This is a genomic window from Aeromonas sp. ZOR0002 (assembly GCF_963866995.1).
Taxonomy (GTDB): Bacteria; Pseudomonadota; Gammaproteobacteria; order Enterobacterales; family Aeromonadaceae; genus Aeromonas; species Aeromonas caviae.
On record NZ_CAWMFQ010000068.1, the window covers coordinates 1 to 9,061 of the forward strand.

General features: G+C 59.2%; 7 protein-coding genes. All 7 read right to left on the reverse strand.

Translation table 11 applies throughout. From position 1 onward, the window contains the following. Positions 1-2,128 (reverse strand): polyribonucleotide nucleotidyltransferase (gene pnp / locus AACR77_RS04285; RefSeq protein WP_042879965.1); only part of this gene is annotated, 2,128 nt, incomplete at its 3' end. 180 nt (positions 2,129-2,308) lie between these two features. Next, complete coding sequence (rpsO, locus tag AACR77_RS04290; RefSeq protein WP_010675364.1) at positions 2,309-2,578, reverse strand: 30S ribosomal protein S15; 270 nt, start codon at positions 2,576-2,578, stop codon at positions 2,309-2,311. 135 nt (positions 2,579-2,713) lie between these two features. Continuing rightward, a complete protein-coding gene (gene truB, locus AACR77_RS04295; protein WP_042879963.1) occupies positions 2,714-3,664 on the reverse strand; it encodes a tRNA pseudouridine(55) synthase TruB in 951 nt (316 codons plus the stop codon). A 1-nt stretch (position 3,665) separates the two neighbouring features. Beyond that, positions 3,666-4,100 carry a 30S ribosome-binding factor RbfA gene (gene rbfA, locus AACR77_RS04300; RefSeq protein WP_010675366.1) on the reverse strand — a complete coding sequence of 145 codons (435 nt, stop codon included), beginning with the start codon at positions 4,098-4,100 and terminating at the stop codon, positions 3,666-3,668. A gap of 55 nt (positions 4,101-4,155) precedes the next feature. Next, complete coding sequence (gene infB / locus AACR77_RS04305) at positions 4,156-6,858, reverse strand: translation initiation factor IF-2 (protein WP_039040285.1); 2,703 nt, start codon at positions 6,856-6,858, stop codon at positions 4,156-4,158. A 20-nt stretch (positions 6,859-6,878) separates the two neighbouring features. Next, entirely contained in the window at positions 6,879-8,381 is a 1,503-nt protein-coding gene (gene nusA / locus AACR77_RS04310; protein ID WP_039040286.1) for a transcription termination factor NusA, read from the reverse strand. A 14-nt stretch (positions 8,382-8,395) separates the two neighbouring features. Beyond that, positions 8,396-8,854, reverse strand: a complete 459-nt coding sequence (rimP, locus tag AACR77_RS04315) for a ribosome maturation factor RimP (RefSeq protein WP_010675370.1) — start codon at positions 8,852-8,854, stop codon at positions 8,396-8,398. Positions 8,855-9,061: the final 207 nt, after the last annotated feature.

Sequence of the window (9,061 nt, forward strand, 5' to 3'; positions counted from 1 at the left end):
CCGGCTCTTCGACGGCAACGGCAGCAGGAGCAGCAGCCGCTTCGGTCGGTGCGTTCGCTTCCTTGATGGAGAGACGCACACGGCCCTGACGGTCCACTTCCAGTACCTTCACCTTCACCACGTCACCGATTTTCAGGAAGTCGGCCACGTTCTGTACGCGGGCATCGGTGATCTGGGAGATATGCACCAGACCGTCTTTACCCGGCAGGATGTTGACGAAGGCGCCGAAGTCAGCCAGGCGCACGACCTTGCCTTCGTAGATGCGGTTCACTTCGATCTCGGCGGTGATGGCCTCGATGCGGCGGATCGCTTCCATGGCGGCTTCGTTGGCCACGGCGGAGATGCGAACGGTACCGTCATCATCCAGCTCGATGTTGGTGCCGGTCTCTTCGGTCAGTGCACGGATCACGGAACCACCCTTGCCGATCACGTCCTTGATCTTCTCAGGATTGATCTTGATGGTGTGGATGCGCGGTGCGAAATCGGAGATCTGAGCACGGGGAGCCTGGATAGCTTCGTCCATCACTTTCAGGATGTGCAGACGAGCGCCACGAGCTTGCTTCAGGGCAATCTCCATGATCTCTTTGGTGATGCCTTCGATCTTGATGTCCATCTGCAGCGCGGTCACGCCTTCGCTGGTACCGGCTACCTTGAAGTCCATGTCGCCCAGGTGATCTTCGTCACCCAGGATGTCGGACAGCACGACGAAACCTTCTTCTTCCTTCACCAGACCCATGGCGATACCGGCAACGGAGGCCTTGATCGGCACACCGGCATCCATCAGCGCCAGGGAGGAACCACAGACAGACGCCATGGAGGAGGAGCCGTTGGATTCGGTGATTTCAGAGACCACGCGCACCACGTACGGGAACTCGGCGGCGCTCGGCATCACGGCAGCAACGCCGCGCTTGGCCAGACGGCCGTGACCGATTTCACGACGCTTCGGGCTGCCCATCATGCCGGTCTCGCCGACGCAGTAGGGCGGGAAGTTGTAGTGCAGCATGAAGCGATCGGCACGGTTGCCGGTCAGCTCGTCGATGTTCTGGGCGTCACGCTCGGTACCCAGCGTGGCCACCACGATGGCCTGGGTTTCACCACGGGTGAACAGGGCAGAACCGTGGGCACGGGGCAGGATGCCGGTACCGACGGAGAGGGCGCGGATCATTTCCGGATCGCGACCGTCGATACGCGGCTCACCACGTACGACGCGACCACGGACGATGCGGCTCTCCAGGCTGTGGAACTCTTCGCCGATCTTCTTGGCATCTTCTTCCACGCCGGATGCGATGACTTGCTCGACCACGCGGCCCTTGATGGCAGCGATGGTTTCGTAACGAACAGCCTTCTCGGTGATACGGTAGGCTTCACCCAGCTCAGCTGTGGCCAGTTCGGCAACTTTGGCTTTCAGCGCTTCGTTGACGGCAGGCGGGGTCCAGTCCCAGGGCTTGGTACCGACGTCGGCAGCGAATTCATTGATGGCGTTGATCACGGTCTGCATCTGCTCGTGACCGTAGACCACGGCGCCCAGCATCACCTCCTCGGAGAGGATGGCCGCTTCGGACTCCACCATCAGCACCGCATTGGCAGTGCCGGCAACCACCAGATCCAGATCGCTCTGAGGCAGTTCGGTGGTGGTCGGGTTCAGCACGTACTGGCCGTTCATGTAACCCACGCGGGCTGCACCGATCGGGCCGCCGAACGGGATGCCGGAGATGGCCAGGGCCGCGGAGGCACCGATCATGGCAACGATGTCGGGAGAAACGGCCGGGTTCACGGACATGACGGTGGCAACCACCTGAACCTCATTGAGGAAGCCTTCCGGGAACAGTGGACGGATGGGACGGTCGATCAGACGGGAGATGAGGGTCTCACCCTCGCTCGGACGGCCTTCACGACGGAAGAAACCACCCGGGATACGACCAGCAGCATAGGTACGCTCCTGATAGTTGACGGTCAGCGGGAAGAAATCACGGCCGTGATCGGCCTCTTTCTTGCCAACGACAGTCACGAAGACACAGGTATCGTCCATGCTGACCATGACGGCCGCAGTGGCTTGACGGGCCATCACACCGGTTTCCAGTGTGACGGTGTGTTGACCGTACTGGAATGACTTTACAATAGGATTCACGTGAATTTCCTTTTAACAATTTGGCGCTTTAAATTCGCGTGCAAGTATACTTGATTCGCATCAAAAGGTAAGCGCGGACGTCAATTCTGTGAGGCAGGCAACGGCCTGCATCCTGTTTGAAACGGGCAATAAAAAAGGGGAACCTCGCGGTTCCCCTTTTTTGCGAAATCTGATGGTCGATTAACGACGCAGACCCAGCTTGGCGATCAGAGCAGCGTAACGCTGAACGTCTTTACGCTTCAGGTAGTCCAGCAGCTTACGACGCTGGGAAACCATGCGCAGCAGACCGCGACGACCGTGGTGATCCTTGGCGTGCTCCTTGAAGTGACCTTGCAGATGGTTGATCTGGGCAGTCAGCAGGGCAACTTGCACTTCGGGGGAACCGGTGTCGTTGGCGCCACGAGCGTTGTCGGCAACGATTTGAGCTTTGATCTCAGCATTTAGAGACATGGTATTACTCCAGTAGAGTGTTTAAAGGTTCACAGCCAATCTCTAATTCAGCCGTGAAATGAGGGCGGTATCATAATCGTCCCCGCCCCTTTTCGCAACGGGAAAGACGCGTGACAGACCGATACCGCCTGAGGATCACTCCTCGTCGTGGTAGCGAACCAGACGCTTGGGCGCCACGCGCCCCTCGTCATCGATCTCGCCAACCCCGATGAATTCGCGCTCCGGGCCAACCGTCATGCGGACCTGGCCGCTTTGGGGGCTACCTGCCACCTGCACGGCCTGACCCTGGTTCACATAGGCGGCCACGGCGACCAGCATGTTCACCTCGGGCAGAGAGGCCACGGCGGTGTCCATCGGCAACAGCAGGGGATCCAACTGCTCCCGTGGCGGAATGCTTTCGGACTTGGCCTGCTCGAAGATACACTCGAGCTGCTCCAGGGTCAGCATCCGCTCGTAGGGGTAGCTGGCCACCTGGGTGCGACGCAGTTGGGTGACGTGAGCGCCACAGCCCAGCACTTCCCCCAGATCGTCCACCAGGGAGCGGATATAGGTACCCTTGCTGCAATGCACTTCCAGCTTCACCTCGTTCCCCTCGAAGCCGAGCAGTTTGAGTTCGAAGATGGTGATGGGACGGGCTTCCCGCTCGATCTCGATCCCTTCACGGGCATATTCGTAGAGCGGACGGCCGTTGTGCTTGAGGGCGGAGTACATGGACGGCACCTGCATGATGGGGCCGCGGAACTGGTCCAGCGCCTCGATCAGGGTACCCACGGCCACGTTCACCGGACGGGTGGAGACCACCTCGCCGTCGGAGTCGCTGGTATTGGTGCGCTCGCCCAGCTTGGCGGTCACCTCATAGCGCTTGTCCGCTTCCAGCAGATACTGGGAGAACTTGGTGGCCTCCCCGAGGCAGATCGGCAACATGCCGGTGGCCAGGGGGTCCAGGGCGCCGGTATGGCCAGCCTTGGCGGCGTTGTAGATCCGCTTGACCTTCTGCAACACATCGTTGGAAGTCAGGCCGGTCGGTTTGTCCAGCAGCAGGATGCCGTGTACGTCACGGCCTTTGAAACGACGTCTACGAGACATCTCAGGCGTTATCCTCAGTCGTGTCATCCGGTGCGGATTGCTCTTCGTCACGACCGGCTTCAGTCATGCGACGCTTGTCTTCACGCACAGTGTTGGTCACCAGGTTGGAGAGGCGCATCCCCTCGACCAGGGTCTGGTCGTAGTAGAAACGCAGCTCGGGCACCACCCGCAGACGCATGGCGCTGCCCAGCAGGCTGCGGATGTAACCGGCAGCCTCGGTCAGGCCCTTGAGCCCTTCCTTGATGCGCTCGGCGTCATTCTCCAGTTGCAAGAAGGTGACATAAACCTTGGCATAGTTGAGGTCCTTGGAGACCTCCACGTCGGAGACGGTCACCATGCCGATGCGCGGGTCTTTCACCTCGCGCTGCAGGATCAGCGCGATTTCACGCTGGATCTGCTGTCCGACCCGACGGGTCCGGCTGAATTCTCTGGCCATATTCTATCCTGCGATAAAAGGGGGCCGCGGCCCCCTATTTTGTCTAACGCTCGGCTTACAGAGTCCGTTGAATTTCAACAGTCTCGTACACCTCGATCTGGTCGCCTTCGCGCACGTCGTTGTAGTTCTTGACCGCGATACCACACTCGTAGCCGTTGCGAACTTCGTTGACGTCATCCTTGAAGCGGCGCAGGGATTCCAGCTCGCCTTCATAGATAACCACGTTGTCACGCAGAACGCGAATGCGGTTGGAACGCTTGACCACACCTTCGGTGACCATACAGCCGGCAACGGCGCCGAACTTCGGCGACTTGAAGACGCTACGCACTTCAGCCAGACCGATGATTTCCTGACGATACTCAGGAGCCAGCTTGCCGCTCATGGCCTGCTTCACTTCGTCGATCAGGTCATAGATGACGGAGTAGTAACGCAGATCCAGGCTCTCGGATTCGATGACCTTGCGCGCAGAAGCGTCGGCACGGACGTTGAAGCCCACCAGGATGGCGCTGGAAGCCGCGGCCAGGGTCGCGTCGGTTTCGGTGATGCCACCTACGCCGGAACCCACGATCTTCACCTTCACTTCGTCGGTGGAGAGTTTGACCAGCGCATCGCAGATCGCTTCCACAGAGCCTTGTACATCGGCCTTGATCACCACGTTCACTTCGGACACTTCGCCCTCGGTCATGTTGGCGAACATGTTTTCCAGCTTGGCCTTCTGCTGGCGAGCCAGCTTGACTTCGCGGAACTTGCCCTGACGGTAGAGCGCCACTTCACGGGCTTTCTTCTCGTCACGCACGACCGTGGCTTCGTCACCGGCAGAGGGAACGCCGGACAGACCCAGAATTTCCACCGGCAGGGACGGACCCGCTTCCTTGATCTCGCGACCCAGTTCGTCACGCATGGCGCGAACCCGGCCGTATTCGAGACCGCACAGCACGATGTCGCCCTGACGCAGAGTACCTTCCTGTACCAGCACGGTGGCAACCGGACCACGACCTTTATCCAGGAAGGATTCGATCACGACGCCGTTGGCCATGCCGTCAACCACGGCTTTCAGCTCCAAGACTTCGGCCTGGATCAGGATGGCTTCCAGCAGGTCGTCGATGCCTTCGCCAGACTTGGCGGAGACGTGCACGAACTGGCAATCACCACCCCAGTCTTCGGACATGACGTTGTAACGGGCCAGCTCGGTCTTGACGCGATCCGGATCCGCTTCAGGCTTGTCGATCTTGTTCACCGCAACAACCAGCGGCACACCGGCCGCCTTGGCGTGCTGGATAGCTTCGATGGTTTGCGGCATCACGCCGTCGTCAGCTGCAACAACCAGCACCACGATGTCGGTCGCCTTGGCACCGCGAGCACGCATGGAGGTAAACGCCGCGTGACCCGGGGTATCCAGGAAGGTGATCATCCCGCTGTCGGTCTGTACGTGGTACGCACCGATGTGCTGGGTAATGCCACCGGCTTCGCCCGCGGCGACCTTGGCTTTACGGATATAGTCCAGCAGCGAGGTCTTGCCGTGGTCGACGTGACCCATGATGGTCACGACCGGCGCACGCGGCTTGGCTTCGGAGGTCTCGTCACGATCGCTAAGTACCGCCTCTTCCAGCTCGTTCTCACGGCGCAGCACTACCTTGTGACCCATCTCCTCGGCGACCAGCTGAGCGGTCTCCTGGTCGATCACCTGGTTGATAGTGGCCATGGCACCCATCTTCATCATCACCTTGATGACTTCAACGCCCTTGACGGCCATCTTGTTGGCGAGCTCCGCCACTGTGATGGTCTCGCCGATGACGACGTCACGGTTGACCACGGCAGCCGGCTTGTTGAAGCCGTGTTTCATGGCGTTCGGCATGGCCATCTTGCCACGCTTGCCTTTACGGGCACGGGGATCGCGGGAGTTGCGGTCATTGCGGTCGTCTTCGCGACGGCCGACTTTCTTCGGCGCCTTGGCAGCGGCAGCCGTGCGACGGCTGGTCTCTTCCTTACGATCCAACTCATCTTCGGCCGCTTGCGCGTGCTTGTTGGTGGTCAGATGGTAATCGCTGCTCTCTTTGGCGCGAGCCGCTTCTTCTTCAGCCCAGCGGGCCGCATTCTGTTCCGCCATGATGCGAGCCTCTTCGGCTTTCTTCGCGGCGAGTTCTTCAGCTTTTTGCAAAGCTGTCTGTTCCTGTTGGCGCTTCAGTTCTTCTGCTTCGCGCTTGGCCATCTTTTCTGCCTCTTGCTGAGCTGTGCTACCGGCTGCTTTGGCGGGCTGTTGAGCCTGTCGAGCCTTCTGTTGTGCCTCGATCCGCGCCTTTTCCTCAGCTTCACGACGAGCCTGCTCAGCCTCACGGCGAGCCTTCTCTTCAGCGTCGAGGCGGGCCTTCTCTTCGGCCTCGCGACGAGCTTTTTCTTCTGCTTCCAAACGCGCTGTTTCCTCGGCTTCCGCCTGGCGCTGTTCATCTTCCAGCGCCGAGCGTCTTACATAGGTGCGAGACTTGCGCACTTCTACTTGCACTTCCTTGTTCTTGCCACCAGACCCCTGAACACTCAGAGTGCTCTTGGTCTTGCGCTGCAAGGTCATGCGAGCAGGTGCGGTGACCTCGTCACCTCCATGCTGTTTCTTCAGATGTGCCAGCAGAGTCTGTTTCTCAGACTCGCTGACCATGTCGTCGGCCTTGCTCTTCACGATGCCGGCATCGACAAACTGCTGGAGAAGACGATCAACCGGCGTGTCGATGTCAGTGGCAAGTTGCTTAACTGATACTTCTGCCATTCATTTTCCTCCGTTTGACCTTATTCAGACTGCTCTTCTCCGAACCAACAGATATTGCGAGCAGCCATAATGAGCTCACCAGCCTTCTCGGCGGTCAACTCTTCGATGTCGGCAAGGTCATCGATACCTTGCTCTGCCAAATCTTCCAGGGTGCCGACACCGCGAGCGGCCAGGGCATAGGCCATTTCACGGCCGAGGCCGGAGAGATTGAGCAGTTCTTCGGAAGGCTCGACGCCTTCAAAGGATTCTTCTTTGGCCAGGGCCTTGGTGGTCAGGGCATCCTTGGCACGCTTGCGCAGCTCTTCGACCATGTCTTCATCCAGACCGTCGATGGCCAGCAGCTCGTTGACCGGGACGAAGGCGATCTCTTCCAGAGTGGAGAAGCCCTCTTCCATCAGCAGGCCGGCGAAATCGTCGTCGATATCGAGGGTGCTGGTGAACAGCGTCAGGATGCGGTCGTTCTCGGCCTGGTGCTTGGCACGCATGTCCTCGACGGTCATCACGTTCAGTTCCCAACCGGTCAGCTGGGAGGCCAGACGCACGTTCTGACCGTTGCGGCCGATGGCCTGGGCCAGGTTGGCGGCTTCCACGGCGATGTCCATGGTGTGGTTGTCTTCATCGACGATGATGGAGGCCACATCGGCTGGCGCCATGGCGTTGATCACGTATTGGGCCGGGTTGTCATCGTACAGCACGATGTCGGCACGCTCACCGCTCAGCTCGGCGGAGACGGCCTGAACGCGGGCACCACGCATGCCGATACAGGCACCGATCGGGTCAATACGACGATCGTTGGTCTTCACCGCGATCTTGGCGCGGGAACCCGGATCACGGGCGGCGCCCATGATTTCGATCATCTCTTCGCCGATTTCCGGCACTTCGATGCGGAACAGCTCTTTCAGGAAGTCCGGGCTGGAGCGGCTGACGAACAGCTGGGAACCACGGGCTTCCGGACGCACGGCGTAGAGCAGGCCACGGATACGGTCGCCGGGACGGAAGGTCTCACGGGGCAGCATGTCGTCACGGAAGATCACGGCTTCGGCATTGCTGCCCAGATCCAGGATCACGTTGTCGCGGTTGCTCTTCTTGACCACGCCGCTGATGATGGTGCCTTCCTTGTCCTTGAACTGGTCAACGACTTGGGAACGCTCAGCCTCGCGCACTTTCTGCACGATGACCTGCTTGGCGGTCTGGGTGGTGATACGGTCGAAGGTCACAGAGTCAATCTGGTCTTCAACATAGTCGCCGATCTGGATATCCGGCTGCTCGATCTGAGCGGCTTCGAGGGTGATTTCCCCGTACGGGTTCTCCATGGAAGCCTGATCGGCCACCACGACCCAACGGCGATAGGTGTCGTAGTCACCGGTCTTGCGATCGATCTCGACACGCACTTCAATCTCGCCTTCGTATTTTTTCTTGGTCGCAGTCGCCAGCGCAGTCTCCAGAGCCTGGAAAATCTTCTCGCGGGGGACAGCCTTCTCGTTGGACACAGCGTCAACGACCAGCAAAATCTCTTTATTCATATCCGATAGCCTCGTTAACCAAAGTTCGGCACTATGTTCGCTTTTTGGATATTGGTGAAAGCCAACACCTCGTCCTTACCATCTACCGTCAGAGTGATCATGTCCCCCTGCACGGCTTTGATTACGCCTTTGAACTTGCGGCGGTTGTTTGTTGCCATCCGAAGCGTTACCGCCGCCTCCTGGCCAACGTATTTTTCGAACTGGGCGACCTTGAACAGTGGACGATCCAGACCCGGGGAAGACACCTCAAGGTAGTACTCCTCGGTGATGGGATCTTCGACATCCATGATGGCGCCGACCTGGCGGCTCACCTCGGCACAGTCTTCCACCGTCACGCCTTGCTCCGAGTCGATGAAAACGCGCAGGGTCGAGTGCTTACCCGCACGGATAAACTCGATACCCCACAGTTCAAAACCCAAGGCAACGACCGGAGCCTCGAGCAGATCGGTCAAACGTTGTTCCAACGTAGCCAAAGTCACCCTCCGAAAAACGAAAAAAGGGCATATAGCCCAGATAGAAATAGATTCAGAGTAAATTGCACATAACAAAAAGCCCCGATATCAAATCGGGGCTTGGCGCTTTACCCTGATTGTCGCCTCGCAGCGACCGCCTTCCTGAGCGTAGGAAATGCGTGAAATTTGGTTGCGGGGGCCGGATTTGAACCGACGACCTTCGGGTTA

What these genes read in the sequence shown, in the direction of transcription:
- infB (WP_039040285.1), bottom strand. Translation starts at nt 6,858, where the DNA reads ATGGCAGAAGTATCAGTTAAGCAACTTGCCACTGACATCGACACGCCG.
- rbfA (WP_010675366.1), bottom strand. Translation starts at nt 4,100, where the DNA reads ATGGCCAGAGAATTCAGCCGGACCCGTCGGGTCGGACAGCAGATCCAG.
- truB (WP_042879963.1), bottom strand. Translation starts at nt 3,664, where the DNA reads ATGTCTCGTAGACGTCGTTTCAAAGGCCGTGACGTACACGGCATCCTG.
- nusA (WP_039040286.1), bottom strand. Translation starts at nt 8,381, where the DNA reads ATGAATAAAGAGATTTTGCTGGTCGTTGACGCTGTGTCCAACGAGAAG.
- rpsO (WP_010675364.1), bottom strand. Translation starts at nt 2,578, where the DNA reads ATGTCTCTAAATGCTGAGATCAAAGCTCAAATCGTTGCCGACAACGCT.